This is a genomic window from Megasphaera sp. ASD88 (genome assembly GCF_002287425.1).
Lineage (GTDB): Bacteria > Bacillota > Negativicutes > Veillonellales > Megasphaeraceae > Megasphaera > Megasphaera stantonii.
This window is the reverse complement of the sequence record NZ_NQXW01000002.1, coordinates 164,516-186,385: the sequence shown is the minus strand read 5'-3', so window position 1 is coordinate 186,385 and position 21,870 is coordinate 164,516. Positions and strand designations below refer to the sequence as shown.

General features: G+C 57.0%; 20 protein-coding genes. 7 read left to right on the top strand and 13 right to left on the bottom strand.

From position 1 onward, the window contains the following. Positions 1–1,449 (top strand): ATP-binding protein, encoded by a 1,449-nt coding sequence (locus CJ260_RS02700; RefSeq protein ID WP_095629075.1) that lies wholly within the window; start codon positions 1–3, stop codon positions 1,447–1,449. Continuing rightward, the gene (locus tag CJ260_RS02695) at positions 1,433–2,068 is read left to right on the top strand and encodes a response regulator transcription factor (protein WP_233127872.1); all 636 of its coding nucleotides are present in this window, start codon (positions 1,433–1,435) and stop codon (positions 2,066–2,068) included. Before CJ260_RS02700 ends, CJ260_RS02695 begins: the two co-directional genes overlap by 17 nt. A gap of 81 nt (positions 2,069–2,149) precedes the next feature. Here the strand turns inward: CJ260_RS02695 and CJ260_RS02690 are convergent, their stop codons facing one another. The 4 genes from CJ260_RS02690 to CJ260_RS02675 all read right to left on the bottom strand — a co-directional run bounded on the left by CJ260_RS02690 (position 2,150) and on the right by CJ260_RS02675 (position 6,019). Then, entirely contained in the window at positions 2,150–3,085 is a 936-nt protein-coding gene (locus CJ260_RS02690) for a peptidoglycan-binding protein (RefSeq protein ID WP_233127871.1), read from the bottom strand. A gap of 285 nt (positions 3,086–3,370) precedes the next feature. After that, positions 3,371–4,381, bottom strand: a complete 1,011-nt coding sequence (locus CJ260_RS02685; RefSeq protein ID WP_087478588.1) for a GGGtGRT protein — start codon at positions 4,379–4,381, stop codon at positions 3,371–3,373. A 12-nt stretch (positions 4,382–4,393) separates the two neighbouring features. Beyond that, positions 4,394–5,086 carry an iron-sulfur cluster assembly scaffold protein gene (locus tag CJ260_RS02680; RefSeq protein ID WP_095629074.1) on the bottom strand — a complete coding sequence of 231 codons (693 nt, stop codon included), beginning with the start codon at positions 5,084–5,086 and terminating at the stop codon, positions 4,394–4,396. A 57-nt stretch (positions 5,087–5,143) separates the two neighbouring features. Then, positions 5,144–6,019: a LysR family transcriptional regulator gene (locus CJ260_RS02675; RefSeq protein ID WP_087478586.1), complete on the bottom strand. Its 876-nt coding sequence runs from the start codon at positions 6,017–6,019 to the stop codon at positions 5,144–5,146. A 344-nt stretch (positions 6,020–6,363) separates the two neighbouring features. On the opposite strand from CJ260_RS02675, the gene CJ260_RS02670 reads away from it, so the two are divergent. The 4 genes from CJ260_RS02670 to CJ260_RS02655 all read left to right on the top strand — a co-directional run bounded on the left by CJ260_RS02670 (position 6,364) and on the right by CJ260_RS02655 (position 10,308). Then, positions 6,364–6,843, top strand: a complete 480-nt coding sequence (locus CJ260_RS02670) for a hypothetical protein (protein WP_087478585.1) — start codon at positions 6,364–6,366, stop codon at positions 6,841–6,843. Positions 6,844–6,983: 140 nt separating this feature from the next. Further along, entirely contained in the window at positions 6,984–7,781 is a 798-nt protein-coding gene (locus CJ260_RS02665; RefSeq protein WP_095629073.1) for a hypothetical protein, read from the top strand. A gap of 9 nt (positions 7,782–7,790) precedes the next feature. Continuing rightward, the gene (locus CJ260_RS02660) at positions 7,791–8,897 is read left to right on the top strand and encodes an ATP-binding protein (RefSeq protein ID WP_095629072.1); all 1,107 of its coding nucleotides are present in this window, start codon (positions 7,791–7,793) and stop codon (positions 8,895–8,897) included. Positions 8,898–8,901: 4 nt separating this feature from the next. Further along, the gene (locus tag CJ260_RS02655; protein WP_095629071.1) at positions 8,902–10,308 is read left to right on the top strand and encodes a VWA-like domain-containing protein; all 1,407 of its coding nucleotides are present in this window, start codon (positions 8,902–8,904) and stop codon (positions 10,306–10,308) included. Positions 10,309–10,381: 73 nt separating this feature from the next. Here the strand turns inward: CJ260_RS02655 and pdxA are convergent, their stop codons facing one another. From pdxA to CJ260_RS02630, 5 genes are all read right to left on the bottom strand, one after another. Further along, entirely contained in the window at positions 10,382–11,365 is a 984-nt protein-coding gene (pdxA, locus tag CJ260_RS02650; protein ID WP_095629070.1) for a 4-hydroxythreonine-4-phosphate dehydrogenase PdxA, read from the bottom strand. A 338-nt stretch (positions 11,366–11,703) separates the two neighbouring features. Next, complete coding sequence (locus tag CJ260_RS02645) at positions 11,704–12,912, bottom strand: four-carbon acid sugar kinase family protein (protein WP_095629069.1); 1,209 nt, start codon at positions 12,910–12,912, stop codon at positions 11,704–11,706. A gap of 12 nt (positions 12,913–12,924) precedes the next feature. Then, positions 12,925–13,692, bottom strand: a complete 768-nt coding sequence (locus CJ260_RS02640) for a DeoR/GlpR family DNA-binding transcription regulator (protein ID WP_095629068.1) — start codon at positions 13,690–13,692, stop codon at positions 12,925–12,927. A gap of 169 nt (positions 13,693–13,861) precedes the next feature. Continuing rightward, positions 13,862–15,268 (bottom strand): Na+/H+ antiporter NhaC family protein, encoded by a 1,407-nt coding sequence (locus CJ260_RS02635; RefSeq protein WP_095629124.1) that lies wholly within the window; start codon positions 15,266–15,268, stop codon positions 13,862–13,864. A 177-nt stretch (positions 15,269–15,445) separates the two neighbouring features. Beyond that, positions 15,446–16,378, bottom strand: coding sequence for a LysR family transcriptional regulator (locus tag CJ260_RS02630; RefSeq protein WP_095629067.1), 933 nt, complete (start codon positions 16,376–16,378; stop codon positions 15,446–15,448). A gap of 173 nt (positions 16,379–16,551) precedes the next feature. Here CJ260_RS02630 and megL point away from each other — a divergent pair, with 173 nt between their 5' ends. Continuing rightward, the gene (megL, locus tag CJ260_RS02625; RefSeq protein WP_095629066.1) at positions 16,552–17,754 is read left to right on the top strand and encodes a methionine gamma-lyase; all 1,203 of its coding nucleotides are present in this window, start codon (positions 16,552–16,554) and stop codon (positions 17,752–17,754) included. Positions 17,755–17,816: 62 nt separating this feature from the next. Here megL and CJ260_RS02620 read toward each other — a convergent pair whose 3' ends face one another. The 4 genes from CJ260_RS02620 to metG form a co-directional block, all read right to left on the bottom strand. Further along, complete coding sequence (locus CJ260_RS02620; RefSeq protein WP_095629065.1) at positions 17,817–18,800, bottom strand: MBL fold metallo-hydrolase; 984 nt, start codon at positions 18,798–18,800, stop codon at positions 17,817–17,819. Positions 18,801–18,885: 85 nt separating this feature from the next. Then, a complete protein-coding gene (locus tag CJ260_RS02615) occupies positions 18,886–19,149 on the bottom strand; it encodes a TIGR04076 family protein (RefSeq protein ID WP_095629064.1) in 264 nt (87 codons plus the stop codon). Then, a complete protein-coding gene (locus tag CJ260_RS02610) occupies positions 19,146–19,925 on the bottom strand; it encodes a TatD family hydrolase (protein WP_095629063.1) in 780 nt (259 codons plus the stop codon). Before CJ260_RS02610 ends, CJ260_RS02615 begins: the two co-directional genes overlap by 4 nt. Then, complete coding sequence (gene metG, locus CJ260_RS02605) at positions 19,925–21,862, bottom strand: methionine--tRNA ligase (protein ID WP_095629062.1); 1,938 nt, start codon at positions 21,860–21,862, stop codon at positions 19,925–19,927. Before metG ends, CJ260_RS02610 begins: the two co-directional genes overlap by 1 nt. Positions 21,863–21,870: the final 8 nt, after the last annotated feature.

Below are 21,870 nucleotides of genomic sequence, written 5' to 3'. Positions count from 1 at the left end.
ATGAGAAATTACAGCTTGTACGTAAAATTTAACGCCCTCATCGTCGGCACCATCTTCATCTGCGGCCTGCTCATCGGCAGCCTCCTGCTGTACACGACGAGCTCCGAAATGGAGCGGGAGCTCGACAAGTCGGGCGTCGAAATCGGCCAGACCATGAGCGCCGTCATCAGCAGCGACATTCTCCTGGACGACCGGTTTTCCATGACGGAGCGGCTCATGCAGATCCAGTCCCTGAACGACCAGATCCGCTACATCATCGTCTTTCATCCTAACGGACAGATTTTAGCCAGCACCTTCACGAACGGCATCCCCAAGGGCCTGCCCCTGGTGCGGGAGCCGAAGCCCGGCGTCGCCGTAGATACAGTGACCTTCGACAGCAACGAAGGGTATATCCGCGAAGTGCTCTGCCCCATCGACAACGGCCTGGTCGGCTATTTCCGCATCGGCCTGTCGGAAAAGACGATGATGCAGGTCATGCAGCGCCGCTTTCTGGAAATGATCATCCTCATCATCCTCATCTGCCTCGCCTCTTCGTGGCTGGCCACGCGCTACGCCCGCAGCTTCCTCAAGCCCATCCAGCAGATGGCCGCCGCCGTGCGCCAGCTGGGACGGGGCAATTATCAGGTAAAGGTGCCGGAAAAGACGCCTGATGACGTAGGCCGCCTGGCCCGGGCCTTCAACACCTTGTCGTCGCGCCTGTCCGCCCGCGAGCAGGAAAACTCGCGCCTGCTCCAGGCCCTGCAGGAAAAGGAAAAGATGCGGATGTGGCTCATCAGCCAGCTCTTTTCGGCCCGCGAAGACGAGCGGCGGCGCATTTCCCGGGAGCTCCACGATGAGACGAGCCAGTCCATGGTCACCATGCTGGCCTACCTGCGCATCATCATGGACAAGACGAGCGACGCCGATGCCAAAGAGCTCCTGTGCGGCGTCCGCGACCTGATGAAGGATACTCTGGAAGGGCTGCGCCACCTGGCCGTCAACCTGCACCCGCCCCTGCTCGACGACCTGGGACTCATCGTCGCTATGGAAAAATACCTCGACACGTTCCGCCGCGCCCAGCCGCACATTCACATTTCCTTTTCCCAAAGCGGCGATTTTTCCCACCTGTCCCATCCGATTTCCCTGCTGTGCTACCGCCTGATGCAGGAAGCCCTGACCAACATCGTCCGCCATTCCCAGGCCGATACGGTAGATATTACGATCAAAACCGACGACGATACCCTGACCCTGTCCATTACGGACAACGGCGTCGGCTTCAGCAAAGACACGCTGGAGCAGGCCCGCCTCGACAATCACCTGGGCATCGTCAGCATGCGCGAGCGGGCGGAGCTGCTCAACGGCCATTTTTATATCGACAGCTACCCCAACGACGGCACGTGCATCGTCATCACCTTGCCGCTGAAAGATTCATCTGACGAAGGAGGCGTCTCCCATGACCAAACCGATTAACATACTGCTCGCCGACGACCACCGCATCCTGCGCACGGGCCTCAAGCTGCTCCTGTCGTCCCAAGGCGATTTTCACGTCGCCGCCGAGGCCTCCAACGGCCGCGAGGTACTGGACATCTTAAAAACGACGCCTGTCGACGTCGTCCTGCTCGATCTGTCCATGCCGGTCATGAGCGGCCTCGACTGCCTGAAGGAAATCAAACGGCGCGGCCTGGCCGTCAAAATCCTGGTCCTCACCATGTACAGCGAGCAGCAGTACATCAAGGAGGTCATGACCCAGGGCGCCGACGGCTACATCTGCAAGGACGCCATCGACACGGAGCTGTTCCAGGCCCTGCGCACCGTCATGGACGGCCGCCGTTACCTCAGCGACGAAGACGCCCATACCCTCTTGAACAGCCTCATCGACCCGCCGAAGGACCCCGTCGACCTGTCGGCCCGCGAGCGGGAAGTCCTGACCTACCTCGTCCACGGCTATTCCCTGGCAGCCATCGCCGATACGCTCCACATTTCCATCAAGACCGTATCGACGTACAAGTCGCGACTCATGCAGAAACTGGGCTGCACGACGAAATCAGAGCTCGTCGACTACGCCTTAGCCCATAAACTGCTGAAATGACAAAACGCGCCCTTCTGTACCAGATAACTCTATCTGGCGCAGAAGGGCGCGCTGTATGTTGCCATATGAAATTCGTGCGGTTTATCCGTTGATGACCCGTTTGGCTCCTACGTAGCGGGACGCCCAGTAGCGGCTGTTGAGGTCGGCTACGCTGACGCCGTCGTTGGAGGCGTTGATGAACTGGCTGTCGCCGATGTAGATGCCTACGTGGGAAATGCCCGGTTCGTACGTCGAGAAGAATACCAGGTCGCCGGGCTGGAGGTTGGACATAGATACGTCGCTGCCGACGCTGTACTGTTCGTCGGCGCAGCGGGGCAGGCTGATGCCTACGGCCGAATAGACGTAGCGCGTAAAGCCTGAGCAGTCGAAGCCCGACGGCGTAGAGCCGCCGAAGACGTAGGGCACGCCCTTATACTGGTTGGCGATACCCAGGAGCTGCTTGGCGAGGCGGGAGTTGGCCGTGCCCGTCGCGCTGCCGTAGCCGCCGTTTCCGAAGCGGCGCAGGGGGCCGCCGGGCAGCGCTTCCCCTGTCAGGGCATAGAACGTCGCCTTGCCGACGACGCCGTCTACGTCGAGGCCGTTGTCAGCCTGGAATTTGCGGACGGCCTGTTCCGTGCCGACGCCGAAGACGCCGTCTACGTCGAGGTTATAGCCCTTATTGGCCAAGGCCTGCTGGACGACGCTGATGGCGTTATCCGCCGTGACCAGAGGAAACATGAGGTTTTCTTTCCCCTTGTTTTTAATCGCTTTTTTTTCAATAAAGTGGCTGCTCACGTTTTCCGGCATAGCCGCTCCCATGAGCGCTTCGTAGGTCTGGGCGCCGACAATGCCGTCTACGTCCAGGCCGTGCCGTTCCTGAAAGGCCTTGACGGCTTCCTGCGTCCCCGTGCCGTAATCGCCGTCGACGGCGATGTCGCTGCCGTTGCGGACTAAGGCGTTTTGAATCGCCACGATCTGATCGCCCCGGTCACCGGGATGAAACGTCGCGCCGACAACCGATACAGAAGTCATCATCATGAAACATATCATAGCTGCAATTTTTTTTCTCGTCTTCATCGAATACCCCATTTCACTACTACGTCATTACCGTTTACATCTTGTCTTATTAGCAGGTTATATATGATTTCACAAGAAACAAGCTATCCGCAACAGACCGAAACGCATCTTGCCGGATAGCCTTTTGTCGCTTTGTATATTTTTGTCGGGATATATTATATCACAATACTACAGGAGCGTCAAAAAACGCAGCTTCCCGATTGGGAAACTGCGTTTTGCACTTTGCGAATACGAAGCAATGCCGAATTAGAATTTGCCTTCCTTAGCCGCGCCTTCTACGGCTACGGCGACAGCGACGGACGCGCCGACCATGGGGTTGTTGCCCATGCCGAGGAAGCCCATCATTTCTACGTGAGCCGGTACGGAAGACGAGCCGGCAAACTGGGCGTCAGAGTGCATGCGGCCCATCGTGTCGGTCATGCCGTACGAAGCCGGGCCGGCGGCCATGTTGTCCGGATGGAGCGTGCGGCCCGTGCCGCCGCCGGAAGCGACGGAGAAGTACTTCTTGCCCATTTCGACGCATTCTTTCTTGTACGTGCCGGCAACGGGATGCTGGAAGCGGGTCGGGTTCGTCGAGTTGCCCGTAATGGATACGTCGACGCCTTCGTGATGCATGATGGCTACGCCTTCGCGGACGTCGTCGGCGCCGAAGCAGCGGACGTTGGCCCGTTCACCCTTGGAATAGGGGATTTCGCGGACGATGTGGAGTTCGCCCGTTCCGTAATCAAACTGGGTCTGTACGTACGTAAAGCCGTTGATGCGGGAAATAATCTGGGCGGCGTCCTTGCCGAGGCCGTTCAGGATAACGCGCAGGGGCACCTTGCGGGCCTTGTTGGCGTTGCGGACGATGCCGATAGCGCCTTCAGCGGCGGCGAAGGATTCGTGGCCGGCAAGGAAGCAGAAGCACTGCGTTTCGTCCTGGAGCAGCATAGCCGCCAGGTTGCCGTGGCCGAGGCCTACCTTGCGGTCGTCGGCGACGGAGCCGGGGATGCAGAAGGCCTGCAGGCCTTCGCCGATGGCTTTCGCCGCTTCTACAGCCGTGCGGGCGTTCTTCTTGATGGCGATGGCCGCGCCTACCGTATAGGCCCAGCCGGCGTTTTCAAAGGCGATGGGCTGAACGGTCTTTACGATCTGGTACGGGTCAATGCCTGCGGCGGCGCAGATGTCGCGGCATTCTTCCACGCTGCCGATGCCGTATTCTTTCAGCACGCCGAGGATTTTATCTATTCTTCTGTCGTAGCTTTCAAACAATTCCATGATGAGCCCTCCTTATTCTTTTCTCGGATCGATATACGAAGCTGCTTCGTCAAAGCGGCCGTAATGGCCTTTGGCGTCTTCCATGGCCTGCGCCGGTTCTACGCCTTTTTTGATAGCGTCCATCATCTTGCCGAGGTGGATGAATTCATAGCCGATGACCTGGTTTTCTTCGTCGAGAGCCATGCGGGTGACATAGCCTTCGGTCATTTCCAGATAGCGCGTGCCCTTGGCTTTCGTGCCGAGCATCGTGCCGACCTGGCTGCGCAGGCCCTTGCCCAAATCTTCCAGGCTGGCGCCGATGGGAAGGCCGCCTTCGGAGAAGGCCGTCTGCGTGCGGCCGTATACGATCTGCAGGAAGAGCTGGCGCATAGCTACGTTGATAGCGTCGCATACCAAGTCGGTATTCAGCGCTTCGAGGAGCGTCTTGCCCGGCAGGATTTCCGAAGCCATCGCTGCCGAATGGGTCATGCCGGAGCAACCGAGGGTTTCTACGAGGGCTTCTTCGATGATGCCGTCCTTTACGTTCAGCGTCAGCTTGCAGGCGCCCTGCTGAGGAGCGCACCAGCCTACGCCGTGAGTCAGACCGCTGATATCCTTAATTTCTTTGACCTGCACCCATTTGCCTTCTTCAGGAATCGGTGCCGGGCCGTGATACGCGCCCTTTTTTACGGGACACATATTCTTTACTTCTGTCGAATATAACATGATATTTCACCCTTTCAGAAAACATAACTACTACATCATGAATCAGCGACGCGTCCCTCAGCCTTTGAGCTGATTGTACATCTGCCGGAACATCGCGCTGTACATACTGCCTTTACGCCACAAAAACGTCACGGCGTGGGTAACGGAAAAATCGCGGATGGCGATTTCTTTGAGCCGTCCGTCGTTTACTTCCTGCCGCACGGACTTTTCATATAAAAAGGCGACGCCGCAGTTGCGGCACGTCAGTCCCTTTACGGCCTGGGGGCTCCCTACTTCATGGCGAAGGGGGAAATCGGAAATCGTCAGGCTGTGCTCGGCCAGGCTCCGTTCCAGAAGCTCCCGGGTACCGGCGCTTTTTTCCCTGACGATGAGCCGATAACGCATCAAGTCGGCCAAAGACATTTCCGACGGCGCGTCGTAATCGGGCCCGCATACGGCGATGAGCGGCTCGTTGGAAAACAGCAGCGTTTCGTACTGGTCCTGGTCGAAGAACCCTTCGACGATGGCAAAATCAATAATCCCCTCGTCGACGGCTTTCAGCAGCTTGTCCGTATCGGCGATCTTCATCCGGATGTTCACGTCGGCGTGCTCGTGGAGGAAGTCGGCCAGGCGGTCGATAATCTCGAATTCGCCGATCGTGTGGGTCGCCCCAAAGGCGACGGATTTATTGTTTTGCTGCAGGTCCTGCAGGCGCTGCTTGAGCATGACGTTGTCATGGCTGATCGTCGTCGCCGCGTTGAGCAGAATTTGACCGGCCTGGGTCAGTTCCAGCCGCTTGCCCGTGTAGTCGAACAATTTAGTCTGATACTCTTTTTCCAGATGCCGGATATGCTGCGATACGGCAGGCTGCGTAATCTGCAGTTCGGCGGCAGCCTTCGTATAATTCATGTGGCGGCAGACGCATAAAAATGTATGGATACGAAAATCTAACATATGAACCAATCCTTTCCCGTATACTACAATATGGTCATCAAGAACTCCATTCAACATTACGGATTTACGTTTTCCATAGGAGTATTTTATGATATTTTCCTTGATTCCGCAAGTGGAATACGGCTGAAAACGCCTTAGTTATCGGGACTGATGCGTTCCCACGCAGACGTTTACAATACCTTGTCATTATATCTATTCTTTATATATTTTTCAATATATTTCTTCCATTTTCCCGCCGGGCGCTGCCATGCCCCGACCGTTTCCGACGTTGCGTTTCTTCTGGAGTATGGTACAATATGTACAATTCTCTTATACTATACGCTCTGAAGAAAGGATGAAGCCCTATGAAAAAACTTCTCTCCCTCTTATCCCTGTCGTTCCTGCTCCTAGCTGGTTCCGCTGCGTCCCAGGCTATGGATTCGGACACGCTGCTCCAGTCGCCCGACCGCTACCGCGTCGTCAGCGCCCAGAACGACAGCGTCGTCTACGTCGATATCAATACCATTCAGGCCATTCAGACCATGGATTATCCCAACAGCCTCGAAAACCTGTCCTGCACCCTCTACGTCGAAACGTATGCCGACCCCTTAGACGCCGAAGCCTATCAATCAGGCCGGCTGATTCGCCAGATCAACGAATACAAGGCGTCGTTCCACGCCAATAAGCGGGAGCAGTCCTATTCCTTCGACAGCACCCTGACCGGCGTATACGCGCCGGACGGCCAATCTTTTTACGTCAATACATCGGCCGATCCCCTCCGCCTCCGCGACGTCATGGGAACGTTCATCAACATCCATCGCGCAGCGGCGCTGATACGGAAATAAGCCGCCCTTGACAGCAGGCCCAACGCATTTTTCAAAATGTAGTTGCAGGCCTGTTTTTTTTTGTTTAATATAATCATGTATGGGCCTTACCATACGCCCATTGTATTGTTTTATAGTATATGAAGAAAAGGAAGCGTTCTATGGAAACTGAAAAATACATGAAGATGATACGGAACAACCCGTACGTCATCGCTCGCATAGAAAACCCGACCGACGCTATGAAGCTCCTCGCCGTCCAGACCAACGGCCTGGCCCTCCAGTACATCGACAATCCGACGAGGGAGATGGAAGAAGCGGCCATCGCCAATACGGCGCGGGCTATCCAGTTCATCGACAATCCGCCGGAAGACCTGCTGCTCCATGCCGTGCAGAGCGGCTGGAACAACCTGGCCTACGTGGAAAACCCGTCGCCGGCCCTCATTCAGGCGGCTCTCTCCCAGTCGGGATGGGCTATCCGCTACATCCCCAATCCCAGCGAAGAGCTGCAGCTGCAGGCCGTGCGCAAGAATTACGACGCCGTAAAATACATCAAGAACCCCAGCGCAGCTGTTCAGGAAGCAGCCGTCGCCGAAAACTACGAGGCCCTGCGCTATATCGACGCCCCGGCCCCGTCGGCAGTCTTCGCCGCCGTGCAGAAGGCCGAGCAGGCCGTCCTGCTCCTCTCCCATCCGACGAAGGAGCAAATGCTGTCCTTCTTCGCCCTCAACCCGATGGTCATGAAATACGTGCCCAAGGACTGCATCATCAGTCGGGACGAGCTCAAGGAGGTGCTGCGGCGCGTCCTGTCTCAGGACGACGTATCGGAGCCGTACGTCCGCGCCTTCATCAACTGCAGCGCCCTGGACATGAGCCCTGTCGACAAGGTCCTATTCGTCGACCAGTGGGGCAGCGCCAAGGCCAAAAAAATCACCGTAGACGAAAAATTAACCATAAAATAGGAGACTATCATGAATTTTATCGACACCTTACGAAGCGTAGAATTAGTCCTGGCCGCCGGCGAAGTGCCCCTTCTCGTCGGCGAGACCGGCATCGGCAAGACCTCCCTGGCTCATCAGCTGGCGGAGAAACACGGCTGGACCCTCATCAATATCGATGGCAACCTCCTGAAGGAAGGGGAAATCGGCGGCCTGCCGACGATTGAAACCTACACGCGCCGCGACGACGCGGGACAGGCCGTCGAAGAAAAGACGACGGTCTACGCCGTCCATCATAAGCTGCGGGCCATCGACGAAGTCATCGCCGGCGGCGGCACCGTACTGCTGTTTATCGACGAAATCAACCGCTGCGAGCACGCCGTGCAGCAGGAATTGATGAACCTCATCCTCAACAGGGAAATCAACGGCTACGTCCTGTCGAAGGACGTGCGCATCGTCGCCGCCATGAATCCGGCCGACTCATACGACTACGAAGCCGTCGCCATGGATGCCGCCCAGGAAAACCGCTTCGTCTGGCTGTATATGGAAGCGGACTACCTGCAGTGGCTGGACTGGGCCGCCGACGCCGGCATCGACCCGAAGGTCATGGAATTTATTTCCACCTTCCCGGAATACCTGGATAAACACAACGACGGCGACATCAACGCCACGCCGCGCAGCTACGAGCGCATTTCCGACCTGTACAAGCTCTACACCCAGCAGGGCGACGTGCCGAAGGCCGTATTCTTCAACGTCATCCGCGGCAACGTAGGCAAGCTCATCGCCGAAGAATTCGTAAACTTCATCGAATCGGACGCCCAGCCCCTCATCAGCTACGACGACGTGTTCTCCGGCCCGGCCCTGAACCCATCCCTGGCAGAGCGCGTCGCCGGCGAAAGCCACACGCGCCTGTACCTGGCGGCCAAGAATATCCTCCGCCGCCTGGACGATGTCATAGACGACGGCCGGGCCGACGAAGCCGTCGACCGCCTCATGGAATATCTGTCCCTCTATCCCGTCGATCTCCTCATCGGCATCATGAAGGACATCAAGGCGACGAACGAGCAGGTCTACGCCTACGCTATCGAAAACGCCAATTTTGTAGACGCCTACTTCAAGGCGTACCGCCCTATCAGGTGATCCTATGGAACACAATCTGACCGTCGAAGCCATCCTGCTGTACCAAAAGGCCTCCCTCGTCGCCGACGACCTGCGGAAGCAGCAAAACCAGGGAAACAGGCCTCCCGTCCCAACAGCCTTCGCCAGGGAATTTTTCACCTTCATCGACAGGCTGAACCTGCGCCTCATGGAGGACAAGGACAATTTCTTCGGCTATTTCCTGTTTCAAATGGGCAAGGAAATCCGCTTCAGCATCGCCGACGCCACCAGCGTCACCTTCAAAGGCACGCGATATATCCTCTATTTCAACCCCCTTATCTTCCTCGCCCTGTCGCCGGAGCAGATGGAAACGGCCATCAAGCATCAAATTCTGCACGTCGTCTCCATGCACCTCGTCCGGGCCAAAGAGCTGAAGGGCAGCTACAGCAAGCAGGCCATCAACCTGGCCATGGATGTCGTCGTCAATACCTATTTGGACCATTTGCCGCCCTTTTCCACGACCATCGACTGGGTCAACATCAACTTCGACCTCCTGCTGACGCCGTTCGAGTCTTTCGAATACTACGTGGAAAAAATACAGACGGCCCTGGACCTGCGGACGGATAAAAAGGACGCCCTCGAAGAAGGGAGCCGCCGCGACGAAACCATCGCCGTGTCCTACAGCCCCGACCAAACCCACGACGCCTGGGACGAATCGGACGACATAGACGAACAAACCCTGCGGAAGTTCACGGCCAAATACATCGACTCCGCCCACAAGGGCCAGCTCTCCAACTACTTGGAAAGCATGATTTCCGCCCTGAAAGCCGAAGACGAAGACCTGCCCTGGCACTGGTACCTGAAAAAGCTGGTCGGCTCCATCGCCAGCGGCAAGAAAAAGACGACGGCCCGGCGCAACCGCCGCCAGCCGGAACGGCTGGACCTGCCCGGCCACCTGCGGGCCCACGTGGCCAGGCTCATCGTCGCCGTCGACATCAGCGGCAGCATCAGCGACAGCGAATTCAAGCAGGCCATGCAGGAAGTCTTCCACATCGTCCGCAACTATAAGCACGACATCACCCTCATCGAATGCGACGACGAAATCCGCCGCGTCTATCAGGTCCGCGAGCTGGCCGACATCAAAAACCGCCTCGACGTCCGCGGCGGCACGTCCTACTCGCCGGTCTTCCAGTACGCCAACGAGGCTAAGGACACCGACCTCCTCATCTACTTCACCGACGGCAAAGGCGAAACCAAGCTCGCCGAACCGCCGCGAGGCTATAAAGTCCTGTGGGTCCTCTCCGGCCGCGGCGAAACCCTGTCCGTCCAGGAACCCTGGGGCCTTGTAAAAAAATTAAAAGCCATCAAAATAGAATACGACCCGGCCCTGGACTTCGACAACGTAGAACGGGGCGGCTTCTCCATGAACAATCAGGAGAGCATGCATTTGTAACAAAAAAACAGGCAGCTTTTTATATTACTAATTAGCTGCCTGTTTTTTATTATCATGGAATACTAAAAAATAATTAGGTATTGGCAAAGTTTTTTCCTAAATCCAAGGCGTACAGCATGCTTTCTTCGTTGGCGATTCCCTTTCCGGCAATATCGAAGGCCGTGCCGTGGTCGACGGACGTGCGGATGATCGGCAGGCCCAGGGTGACGTTGACGCCCGAATCAAAGGCCATCATCTTCATGGGGATATGTCCCTGGTCATGGTACATGGCCACGACGATGTCGTACACGCCCTTATGGGCCTTCAAGAATACCGTGTCCGGCGATACGGGGCCGTCTACGCAAAGGCCTTCCTGCTTCGCCGCTTCAATGGCCGGCGTGATTTCTTCAATTTCTTCCCGGCCGAAGATACCTGCTTCCCCGCTGTGCGGATTGAGCCCGGCGACGGCAATTCGCGGCGACGGTTTTCCCAGCCGCTTCATGGCGTCGTCGGCTAAATGGATGCATTCGAGGACGCGGGCCTTCGTCGCCCTGTCGCAGGCTTCCCGCAGGGAACAGTGCGTCGAAACGTGGACGACGGACATCGTTTCGCACCAGAGCATCATCGTATACGTCTGAGTGCCGGTCAGCGTCGCGAATATTTCCGTGTGGCCGTCGAAGTTATGGCCGCCCTTGTGAAGGGCTTCCTTATTGAGCGGCGCCGTCGTGACGACGCTGATATCGCCTTTCATGGCGTCGTCGATAGCCCGGGCGATATACTGATACGCGCCGTCGCCGGCGGCGGCGGAAACCTGGCCGATTTCAAAATCCTTTCCCACTTCCAGCTCTGCGACGGAAATGACGTTGATGCAGCCCGGTTTAAAATCTCCCACATTGTCGATGCGCGCCAAGGGCGTCTTCATCTTCAGCGCGTCATGATAGTATTTCAACACGCCGTAGCTGCCGTAAATCACCGTAGATTGCTGATATTCATGATGATATTCCAGAGCTTTTAACGATATTTCAGGGCCGATACCGGCAGGATCGCCCATCGTAATGCCGACAAATTTTGCTGCCAAGACAGCTCCTCCTTCCACAAAGCAACAGATATGCAAGTTTTATGTTGTTTTGTTTTGTTTATTTTTGTTGCTTTTATTATAAATTTCAACGCCCTATAAGTCAATACAAAAGTCATATCGACAACATGCTTTTTTATCATGTGCTGTAACGACTGATACTCTGCAATATTTCTGCTCGCACGACGATTTTAGTTCACGATATTGAACCAGCGAGGATAGCCGCGTTATGCGATTTCAACATGATTAAAACAGAATAAAACATATTCAAACAAAAAGGACTGCAGAATGAAGATCGTCTCCCCATTCCGCAGCCCGTTCCGTTTAGGCGTTATATTCTTTTACAGAATTCGCAAGCGCTGCATGCAGGCCCATATGTCCGCCTTGCTGCCGAAGGCCCCGGCTTTCGTGACGACGGCCATGCCGTCGTGCGGGCCGTCGCAAAGGCGTCCCTGCACAAATCCCGGCAGGATTTCCTGCTGAATCTGCGAGCCTGCGCACTGCAGGGCCTGAATGACGGCGATCGCCGTATCTCCGCCGGTCAGGAACAATCCCGCCGCGTCGGCCTCCTGCAAGAGCTGCGGGACGGCCTCGCTCAGGGTGCGCTTCGTAAACTCGGCCAAGGCATCTGTCGATAAGCCAATCTGCTGTCCATAGGCGACGAAGTCTTCATAATCCTGCCGGCAGGCTGCCGCCGTAACGACGACATCCGTACCGCTCTGCAGGAACGCCGCCGCCTGGGCAATCTCTTCCCGTATGCTGCCGGTCTGATGAGCCTTCGCCATGTCGATGCGAACGACAGGCACGCCCTGGGCCCGGCAATAGGCGATTTGCTCCATCGTCTTGCCGCTGATGCTGCCGACGACGGCGACGGCCGGTTTCGGCGGATACAGGACGTTCAGCAGGGCTTCTGCCAAGCCGGCGGAACCAATCCACAAAATCTTACGGCCCGAATCTACGGCCTGCCGGGCGATGTACGTCAAATGCTCCGGCGACACGGCGTCAAACGTATAGGCTCCTGCGCCAATGCGCACGGTCTCTCCTTCTAAATCGGACACGGCATAATGACGAACCGGTCCCGTACAGGGCTCCAGCAGCTCGGCAATATTATCGCACTCCAGCGGATTGCGCGGGTCCTTGGCGATTTCCGTATCCAGCAGCGCCGTTCCCTGCACATACAGCCGCTTTCCCTGTACCCATCGTCCCTGAGCCGGATAGGACGGCGCGAAAAGAATCGTTTCCGGCTCATAGGCGTCTATAGCCGCTTGGACTTCTTCCCGTATATGGCCGCGCAAGGTAGAATCCACCTTTTTATACAAATAGCGGCAGCCGCCGGAGGCCAGGACGGCCTTTACAGCGCCAAAGACCTTGTCGTACGCTTCCTGGGGCGATACGACGCGGCTCTCCGTATCGACGACGATGCTGTCTGCGCTGCCGGCAACCTGCGCCGCATCCAATAGCACTCGCACGGGAATCCCCTTCTTGCAGATCTGGACGCCCGTATCGTTCGCGCCGGTAAAATCGTCGGCAATTACAACAAATTCATGCATGCTATCCCTCCGTTACACGTGTATAAACGTCACGTTATGCTCTTGAAACAGCTTTTCTTCCTCCGGCTCTAGGACGTAATCGCTGATGACCACATCCATGGCCCAGATATCAAAAATATAATGCAGCTTGTGCTTTTTGAACTTGGAATGATCCGCCGCCAGCACGGTCTTGTCAGCGGCTTCCACGCAGGCCCGCTTCAAATCAATTTTCTGGGCGTTGGCCGTCATGACCCGCCAATCAGGCGTCACAGCCTGGGTCCCCAGGAAGTTCAAGTCGAAATGCATCTGCCGGACCATGTTCGTAGCCAAGGCGCCGCAGGTCGAACCCGATTCTTCATCGACGTAGCCGCCCAGCATAATCACGTCCAGCCCCGCCGCCGGCATCAATACCTGGGCGATGGCCAGGTCGTTCGTGACGACGGTCAGCCCGTCCCAGCGCTTCTTGGCAATCAATTCAGCCAATTCATAATTCGTCGTCCCGGCGTCCAGGTAAATGCTCATGGACGATTCGATGAGCGGCAGAGCAGCTTCTGCAATCTGCCGCTTTTCTTGTATCCGCACCAGCTTGCGGTTGTGATACGTCGCTTCCTTGATCAGCGATTCCGTCAGCACGGCTCCGCCGTGACTCTTTTCCACCAATCCGTTGTCTTCCAGCAGCTGCAAGTCCCTTCGTATGGTCATCGTCGTGACGCCGAGCTGCTGCGCCAGCTCGTTTACTGCCACGGCCTTGTTCTTATACAGTTCGTCCAGGATGAACTGCCGTCGTTCTACAGGCAGCATAGGTACTCCTCCTTTAAGGCATATATCATAGATTTCCAAATTTTATGTTTTTATTTGTTCTTTTATGTTACTCATTATAGCAAAGTATTCTTTTTTCGGTCAACTAGTTCACACAGAAAAAACCTGCCCCCGGCAATACGAGGGCAGGTCTGCACAACATTCTATGAAATTACAGAGCCGACTTGCTCTGCGGCTTCCCCGTTTCAAAGTTCCATGGGTCTTTCTTGATAAAGCCGTCAGAAAAGGGAATGAAAACCGAAACGATAGCTGAAATGGCTAAGAGGTAAATGAACCAGGCGTAGGGAATGACTTCCAGCGGCGAAACTCTGCCGGCGGCGAAGCTGGTCACAATAAGCATCTGGGCGCCGTAGGGGATGAGGCCCTGGAAGATGGAGGAAAAGGTGCTGAGCAGGGCGGCGCTGCGGCGCGGGTCGACGTGGAAGGTATAGCAGATTCCCTTGGCGACTTCGCCGTTGATGATGATGGCCACGGTATTGTTGGCCAGGGCGATGTCCGTAATGGACACGAGGGCCGAAATCCCCAGCTCGGCCGAATTCTTCCCGTGGATAAAGCGCTGCACCCGGTCCAGCAGGAAGGCGATGCCGCCGGCACGGCTGACCATTTCCGCCAAGCCGCCGGTAAATAAGGACAGGAGGAAAATGTCGCTCATGCTGAGGAAGCCCTTATAAATGGCCTGGGCGAAGGACAAGGGAGCCAGTGCGCCGTACCACAGGCCGATGGCTCCGGCCAGGAAAATGCCGCCTACGAGGACGACGAACACGTTCACGCCCATGACGGCCGTCACCAGCACGGCGATATACGGCAAGACCTTGATCCAGTCGAATTCGTAAGGCCCCGACGTCGCACCGGCTCCCGATTCGCCAAAGGCGATGAGCAAGATGACCGTAATGACTGCCGGCGCCAAGGTCAGCCAGAAATTCAGCTTGAATTTGTCCTTCATTTCGCAGCCCTGGGTCCGTGTCGACGCGATGGTCGTGTCGGAAATGATAGATAAGTTGTCGCCCAGCATGATGCCACCGATGACGCAGCCCATGATAAAGGGCAGGGAAATGCCCGCCTTGTCGGCGACGGCAATGGCGATGGGCCCGACGGCAGCGGCGCTGCCGCAGGACGTGCCTGTAGCCGTCGCGATGAAGCCGGAAATGATGAAAATCCCTGCAGCCAGGTATTCTGCCGGAATATAGGTCAACCCCAGGTTGACCGTCGAGTCCAGACAGCCGCTGGCGCCGCACACGGCGGCAAAGCCCCCGGCCAGCAGGTAGATAATGCACATGATGAGGATGTTCGAATCGCCGCAGCCCCGGACGAAGGTCTCAAACTTCTCGTCAAAGCTCCCCGTCAGCAAGACGAAGGCGGCCATGACGCCGATAATCGCCGCCAGCGGCGCCGGGAACTGATAAAAGGCCATTTCCGCCCCTTGATATTCCAAGATGACACCGCATCCTAAATACACGATGACAAAGATGGCGAAGGGAATCAGTGCCTTTCCGCTCGGCTCGACGGCGGATTGGCGAAGCAGCTTTTTCCCCGTTTTGATTTCTTCCTTAATATCCATGTATTCGCTCCTTCCTGTATAAAAATAATCAAACTCTTCACGCAAGATATACATACGTCCGCGGCATATGTATTTTTCCTTCATGATACCATGAACGGCGGCAAACAAAAAATATATATCCGTAACAGTATTCCATAGATATTTTATATGGATAGGAAATCCATCCAAGGATATATCCTATGTCCTGACATGGGCTACCTGGCACAGCGATTCCCGCAGGAGGCGGATGTATTCTTCCATTTCCGCGCTGAGGGACATGTTCTTGAGCTGTATCCAGCCGATAGTCATGCCGCCGAATTCCCCCTTGAGGGGAATGGCCGTAATGTCGTCGCTGGCAACGGAAGGAATCAGGCATCCCGTGCCCAGATTGTAGGCGTCCGTATGGGACAAGATGCTGAACATGGTCGAGCGGTCCGTCACGTAGACGACCTTTTGGGAGCAGATTTCCGGTATGACGAATTCTTCGGAAAACTGATAGGGATCGCCTCCCTGCTCATACCGCACATAGGGATAGCGGGCCAGCTTCTGCACGGTCAGCGATTTCTGCCCCGCCAGGGGATGACGCTTGCTGAGATAGACGTAGGGCGGGAATTTATAAAAGGGGATAAACTCCAAGTTGTTTTTCTCAAACAGCCGGTGCATATACGAGGCAATGAGGTCGGACACATATAAAATCCCGATCTGGCTGTCCTGCACGAGGACGTCCTGTACGACCTGCAGCGTCTTGACCTCCCGAATGCGCGCGACGTAGCCCGCCGCGCCGGCCTTCCGCTGCATAAACCGTATCAGCGCGTCGACGGGGAACATGTAGTGCTGCGACGATACAGACAGATAGATATCCTTTTCCTTGGGCTGGTCCTGGGAGAAATACTCGTAGATGTCGTCGGACGCGTCCAGGACCCGGTGGGCAAACTGGAGAAATTTCATGCCGTCCTCCGTAAACGACGCGCCGTGGCGGCCGCGCTTCAAAATCGTAATGTGAAATTCGTCCTCTACGTCCTTAATGGCCTTGCTCAGACTCGGCTGGGCAATAAACAGCCGGTGAGCCGCCTCCGTAATGGACCCGCACTTATACACCTCTACGATGTACCTAAGCTGCTGCAGCGTCATATCTTGTCGCCTCCTCGTTATTCCATAGTTTTTATCTATGGTTTATTGGCATTACCCGATATTATTCAAGTCAAAGTATAGCTGATATACTTTGAGATAGCAAGAGGGCCCGATAAGCCCTCGCCATTCGGATTTATATACATGCCGATAGTATGACAAGGAGGCTGGTACTTATGAAACGAGAGGAATTGATGAATTTAGGATTTGCCACGCGGGCCATTCACGGCGGAGCCGCGCCCAATACGTTCGGAGCCTTATCCGCCCCGATCTATCAGACGTCGACCTTCGTGTTCGACTCGGCCGCCCAGGGCGGCAGCCGCTTCGCCCTGCAGGAGGACGGCTACATTTACAGCCGCCTGGGAAACCCGACCTGCGCCGTCGCCGAAGAAAAAATCGCCCTGCTGGAAGGCACGGAAGCCTGCGTGTCCGCTGGCTCGGGCATGGGCGCTATTTCCTCGGCCCTGTGGACCCTTCTGGAGCAGGGCGGCCACCTCGTAGCCAGCGAAACGCTGTACGGCTGCACCTTCGCCCTCATGAACCACGGCCTGACCCGCTACGGCGTCGACGTGACCTTCGTCGACATGACCGATCTGGACGCCGTGCAGAAGGCCCTGCGCCCTGACACGAAGGCCGTCTACCTGGAAACGCCGGCCAATCCGACGCTGAAGATCATGGACATTGAAAGCATCAGCGCCATGGCCCACCAAATCGAGGGCTGCCAGGTCGTCGTCGACAACACCTTCTGTACGCCTTACATCCAGCGGCCCGTCGAATTGGGCGCCGATATCGTCGTCCACTCGGCGACGAAGTACCTGAACGGCCACGGCGACGTCATCGCCGGCTTCGTCTGCGGCCGCAAGGACTACATCGACCAGGTCCGCCTCTTCGGCATTAAGGATATGACGGGCTCCGTCCTGAGCCCCTTCGACGCCTTCCTCATCGCCCGCGGCCTGAAAACGCTGGAAATCCGCATGGAACGGCACTGCGCCAACGCCATGAAGGTAGCAGAATTCCTGGAAGGCCACCCGGCCGTAGCCTCCGTCAGCTATCCCGGCCTCAAGAGCTTCCCTCAGTACGACCTGGCTAAGAAGCAGATGTCCCTGCCCGGCGGCATGATTTCCTTTGAGCTCAAGGGCGGCAAGGCCGAAGGAGCCGTCGTCATGGACAACGTCAAGCTCTGCAAGCTGGCCGTGTCCTTAGGCGACGCCGAAACCCTCATCGAACACGCCGCGTCCATGACCCATTCGACCTACACGCCGGACGAATTAAAAATGGCCGGCATCAGCGAAGGGCTGGTCCGCCTGTCTGTAGGGCTGGAAAATGCAGAAGACATCATCGCCGACCTGGAACAAGCCCTGAACTTGATTGCAAAATAAGTGTCCCCTCTTCATAAAAAGACTCGTACGCTTCCGTGCAGTACGAGTCTTTTTGCATTCCCTTATACGGGATAATAGCGGAACAATCCGCCCTGCTCTTCCCGGCGCAGCTGGCCGTGATGGAGCAGGTATTCGATGTGGGCCAGGGTCTCGCCCATGGCGAACCATTTCTGCGTCGGCGGGAATTCATGCCACTTCTTGCCGCGCATGGACCAGGTCATATGAGGGGCGATGTCGTAGGCCGTCGAGCCCGGCCGGGCGGCGGCGATGGACAGGACCTCGTTCAGGCGGCGGCGGTGATGTTCCTTGATTTCGTCGATGCGCCCGACGATGGACGTATTCCCCTTGCGGTGTCCCGGCAGGGCCAGCTTGACCGGCAGGCTCCGCACCTTTTCCAGGCTTTCCAGATAATGATCCAGGGAATCGCTCATGTTGGGCCACACCTGGATGTTCGGCGTAATGTCGAAGAGGATGTGGTCGCTGGTGAAGAAGATTTCCTGCTCCGGCAGGTAGAGGCAGCAGATGCCCTTCGTGTGTCCCGGCGTGTGAATGATGTGAAAGTCGATGTCGGCCAGGCGCACGACGTCGCCGTCGGCTACGGCATGGATGGGGAAATCGATGCGCGGCGAGTAGCGGCGGGCCTGATTGGTGAACTGGCTCTTGATGTCCTCCGGCGGCATGCCTTCCTTCATGTACGTGTCTTCGATGAACTGCCAGGCCTGGCCGGCGTATTCGTCGCACAGATAGGTGTAGTCGATTTCGTTCATGTACACGGGGCAGCCGGCGGCGGTAAACAGGCCGACAAGGCCGCTGTGGTCGCCGTGGAGGTGGGTCAGAAACAAGTCTGTCCGGCTCAGGTCGACGTCCAGCTCGCGCAGGCCGCCGCACAAGGCGGCCTGGCATTCGGGCCTGTTGAACCCCGTGTCGATGACCAGGTGGCGCGTCGGCCCCTTGACGACGTACGAGTTCAGGTATTTCAGGGGATTGTCCGGCAAATCTACGTGAATCTGGTAGATGTCGGGGTTGTGGTACAGCTGTTGGATCATGCCGATTCGCTCCTTCGCAGCAAATAATATCACAGGATATAGCAAGCAGCAGGCTACCCCGCGGGACCGGCCTGCTGCTTCGTTGTTATTCCGTTACGATTTCCGCTTTGAATACGTTGATGACGTCGGCGTCGGGACAGCAGAACACAGCCGTGCCCTCGGGCTGTCCCGGAATGGCGCCGCCGTAGCGCAGGATATCGACGTAGGGAAAGGCGACGTGCATCGCCATGGGGCAGAGCTTGCCCCGCTCCGCATCGTAGTCAAAGGTATCGCCGACGCGGTGGCCCCGATGGCATCCGCAGGGGCCTTTCTTATCGATGAGCGTCAGCCTGATCTTCGGCCGCGTCATCCTTCGTCACCGGTAATGCCGAAGATGCGCTTGCCGTTTTCCAGGGTAATCTGCCGTACTTCTTCCGTCGTCATGCCCCGCAGGCGGGCGATTTCGTCGGCTACGTACTGGACGTAGGCCGGTTCGTTCCGCTTGCCCCGGTACGGCGGCGGCGTAAGGTACGGGCAGTCCGTTTCGATGAGGATGCGGTCGATGGGCAGTTCGGCGGCGATGCGCTTGAGCTTCGTCGACTTCGGGAAGACCATAGTACCTGTAAAGCCGATGTAATAGCCCATCTTGATGAGCTCCTCGGCCATTTCGAGGCTCCCCGAATAGCAGTGGAAGACGCCTCGCGTCCCCTTGCCGTATTTGCGCAGGAGGTCCATCGTGTCGCCGTGGGCTTCCCGGTCATGAATATCCAGGGGCATGTCGAATTCGAGGGCCATCTTGATCTGCTCGATAAATACTTCCTGCTGGATTTCATGGGACGGCTCGGGCCAGTAATAATCGAGGCCGACTTCGCCAATAGCCACGACCTTCGGCTCCGTCTTGAGCCACTGGCGAATCTGCTCGAAGCCTTCGGGAGTCGCCGACGCCGCGTCTTCGGGATGGATGCCAACGGCGGCGTAGACTTCCTTGTACTGATGGCTCAGGGCGACGGCCGCCGCAGACGACGGCACGTCCGTACCGGGGCACATCATATATTTCATGCCGGCGTCAAAGGCCCGCTGGATCACGTCTTCCCGGTCTTTGGTATACGAGCCCGACGTAATGTGGCAGTGCGTATCGAACAGCATCAGCGCACCCGGCTTCCCGGCGCCATGCCGTCGGCGAAGACGACCTGCAGGTTGCCGTTGCCGTCGGAGGCTGCCAAAATCATGCCCTTCGATTCGACGCCGCACAGCTTCACGGGCTTCAAGTTCGTCACGACGACGACGCTCTTGCCGACGAGGTCCTGCGGTTCGTAGTATTGGGAAATGCCGCTGACGACTTGGCGCGTTTCCGTGCCGAGGTCGATCTGCAGCTTCAGGAGTTTTTTCGCCTTGGGAATCTTATCGCAGGCGACGACCTTGCCGACGCGCAGATCTACGGCGCCGAAATCGTCGATGGAGATTTCCGGCTTCGTCGGTTCCTGCGCTGCCGGGCAGGCCTGGGCCGCCTTCTTGGCCGCTTCGTCTTCAGCGATTTCTTCCTTCAAGTCGTACCGCGGGAAGAGGGCATTGCCCTTGCAGACCTTCGTACCGGCCGGATAGCCGCCCCAGGTCTGGCCGTCGGAAAGGAGGGCCTTGTCGAAGTCAGCCAGGCCGAGCTGTTTCCACATGTCGGCGGCGCTGACAGGGATGAAGGGGCTGACGAGGAGGGCGATGACCCGCAGCGATTCGAGGAGGTTGTACAAGACGGTCTGGAGGCGTTCGGCCTTGGCTTCGTCTTTGGCCAGGACCCACGGCGTCGTTTCGTCGATGTATTTATTGCTGCGGCGGATGAGGCCCCAGACGTCGTTGATGGCGTCGTTGATCTTCATGTCGTCCATGAGGGCTTCAAACTGCTTGGCCGTTTCGACGGCGCAGGCTGCCAGTTCGTCGTCGACAGGTTCTTTGACCGTCGGGCCGGCGGCGACGCCGCCTTCGTATTTTTCAACCATGGCCAGGGTGCGCTGCAGGAGGTTGCCCAGGTCGTTGGCCAGATCGGAATTGATGCGGTTGATGAACGACGGCAGGGAGAAATTGCCGTCCTGACCGAGGCGCACTTCCTTGAGCAGGTAGTAGCGCAGGGCGTCGGCCCCGTACCGTTCGATGAGGGGAATGGGGTCGACGACGTTGCCCAAAGATTTGCTCATCTTCGTGCCGTCGACGATGAGCCAGCCGTGGCCAAAGACCTTCTTCGGCAGGGGCAGGCCGCAGCTCATGAGCATGATCGGCCAGATGATCGTATGGAAGCGGACGATTTCCTTGCCGACGAGGTGCAGGTTGGCCGGCCAGAATTTTTCAAATTTTTCCGGGTCGTCGATGTAGCCCGCCGCCGTCAGGTAGTTTGCCAGGGCGTCGAACCAGACGTATACGACGTGCTTCGGGTCCCAGGGTACCTTGATGCCCCAGTCGAAGGACGTGCGGGATACGCACAGGTCTTCGAGGCCGCTCTTGACGAAGGCGATCATTTCGTTGCGCCGCGATTCGGGCTGGATGAAATCGGGATTTTCTTCGATGAATTTCAGCCAGCGGTCGGCGTATTTATTCATTTTCAGGAAGTAGGCTTCTTCCTTGACCAGCTCAAGGGGACGGCCGCAGTCCGGGCAGATGTGCTGTCCTTCTGGCAGCTTGTTTTCCGGCCAGAAGGATTCGCAGGGCGTGCAGTACCAGCCAGCGTATTCGCCCTTGTAGATGTCGCCGTTGTCGTAGGAAATCTGCATGAGCTTCTGTACGACCTTTTCGTGCCGTTCTTCCGTCGTGCGGATGAAGTCGTCGTTGGAAATGTTGAGCTTCTTCCAGAGCTGCTGGAAGAGGGCGACGATTTCGTCGACGTATTCGATAGGTTTGACGCCTTTGGCTTCGGCGGCACGCTGGATTTTCTGGCCGTGTTCGTCCGAGCCGGTCAGGAAAAAGACGTCGTCGCCGCGGAGGCGGTGAAAACGGGCCAGCGAGTCGGCGATGGTCGTGCAGTACGTATGCCCGATGTGCAGCTTGGCGCTGGGGTAGTAGATGGGAGTCGTAATGTAATAGGTCTTCTTTTCAGCCATGAGTTCTT